This window comes from Dietzia sp. Cai40 (genome assembly GCF_014145165.1).
Classification (GTDB): domain Bacteria; phylum Actinomycetota; class Actinomycetes; order Mycobacteriales; family Mycobacteriaceae; genus Dietzia; species Dietzia natronolimnaea.
The window spans coordinates 1-1763 of record NZ_JAALEB010000200.1; the positions used below are offsets into that span (position 1 = coordinate 1).

General features: G+C 71.7%; 2 protein-coding genes. Both read left to right on the forward strand.

What is annotated here, in order from left to right:
* The first annotated feature begins 278 nt into the window (after positions 1-278).
* Positions 279-1124, forward strand: a complete 846-nt coding sequence (locus G6022_RS08635; RefSeq protein ID WP_182610270.1) for a DUF6474 family protein — start codon at positions 279-281, stop codon at positions 1122-1124.
* Entirely contained in the window at positions 1121-1708 is a 588-nt protein-coding gene (locus G6022_RS08640) for a copper resistance CopC family protein (protein WP_182639503.1), read from the forward strand. Before G6022_RS08635 ends, G6022_RS08640 begins: the two co-directional genes overlap by 4 nt.
* Positions 1709-1763 lie beyond the last annotated feature (55 nt).

Genomic DNA, 1763 nt, shown 5'->3' on the forward strand with positions numbered 1-1763 from the left:
GCGGCCATCGCGCGCAGCCGCACCCCCTCGTCGAGCGGAGCGGTCCGCCACCACGTGGGGCCGGCGTCCCGCTCCCGGGCCACGCGGTGCAGACACCTGGACCCCGACGCCGGTCCCGCCACCGCACCGCCGAGGTCCCCACTCGATCCGTTCCGGGCACCGTCCATCGACGTCCATCATGGCGCACACCGCCCTCGGATACCGGTCCGGTGCTCACCGGCGGACTGTTCGCCTAGGCTGGGACCCTGATGTTCGCGACGAGAGAAGGATCGACGCCCATGGGCAAGCTGACGACCTACCGCGACAAGCGCGCCGAACTCCGCGCCCACGCCTCCGCGCTCAAGGCCACCGCCATGACCGAGGCCAAGCTCGCCGCCAAGGAGGCCAGGCACAAGGCCAAGGAGGCGCATCGCGTCGATCTCGCCGAGGCCAAGAAGCGCGCGAAGCTGGAGGGCAAGAACGCGGACCGCAGGGCGAAGCGTGAGGCCAAGCGGGCCAAGCGCCAGGACGCGCTCGCCCAGAAGGCGTCCAGGCGGGACCGCAAGGCCGAGAAGACGCTGTCCAAGCAGGAGCGCGCCACCCTCAAGCGCGAGGCCAAGTTCCTGGCGAAGGACCGTAAGGCGGCCGAGAAGATCGAGGCGGCGGGCCGGCGGCACGAGTACCAGCTCGCCGAGATGGAGCTGAAGAAGCTCGAGGGCACCAAACTCGGCAAGGACGACGTGCAGCGGTGGCTGAGCCTGGCCAAGGTCGCCACCCCGGTCCTGTTGCCGATGGTCTACAAGCTCGTGTCCAACGCGCAGGGTTCCGCCGACAAGTCCACCGGGGCGGGTGCCGTGGACCTCAAGGCCGCGGGCATCGACGCCACCGGCCCGGGCGCGGCCCTCGGTGTCCGTATCGTCCGGTTGGAACAGACCCTCGACCAGCTCGAGGTCGGGCGTCGCGGGGACCGCCAGGTCGAGGACTTCATCGCCTCCACCCGGACCCGTCTCAAGGATCTGCGGACGGCCGTCGAGACCGCCGAGACCACCCCGACCTCCCAGCGCCGCGAGGTGCACTCCGCCATCTCCGGTGAGCTCGACCGGGTCAACAAGGACGTGCTCGCCCGCCTCGGCGTCACCCCGTGACCCCGATCCGGGCTCGGCTGGCCTCCACCGCGCTCGCCGCCACCATGATCGTGGGGGCCGCGTCGCCGGCCACCGTCCTCGCCCCGGTCGCCGCAGCGCACTCGGTCCTCGTCTCGGTGGACCCGCAGGACGGGGCGACCCTCGAGACCTCGCCCGGTGAGGTCTCGCTGACGTTCAACGAGGAGATCAACCAGAATTTCGCCTCGGTCGCCGTCACCACCGGCGACGACCGGACCACCCTGGTCGTCGGGGAACCCACGGTGGAGGGCGAGACGGTCACCGTGGCGCTCGACGACCTGGCGGACGGCGCGTACACCGTCGGCTACCGGGTGACCTCGGCCGACGGGCACGTCGTCAGCGGATCCTCGGTCTTCACCGTGCAGTCCGCGGCCGGCACCACCGGCGACCCTGCCGAGGACCCTGTTGGCGACCAGTCCGACCAGTCCGACCCGGCCGAGAACCAGATCGCCGACGAGACCTCGGGCGAGGCGTCCTCCGGAGTCGACCCGGCGTTGTGGGTAGTGGGTGGCCTGGCCGTCCTGCTGATCGGCGGCGCGTTCGTGCTGCTGCGCCGCGGCAACTGACAGCGGCGGCAACTGACAGCGGCGGCGCCCCCGTATCCCGGGACGCCGCCGCTCG

Coding starts and splice junctions, on each gene's coding strand:
- G6022_RS08635 (WP_182610270.1), top strand. CDS start 279: ATGGGCAAGCTGACGACCTACCGCGACAAGCGCGCCGAACTCCGCGCC.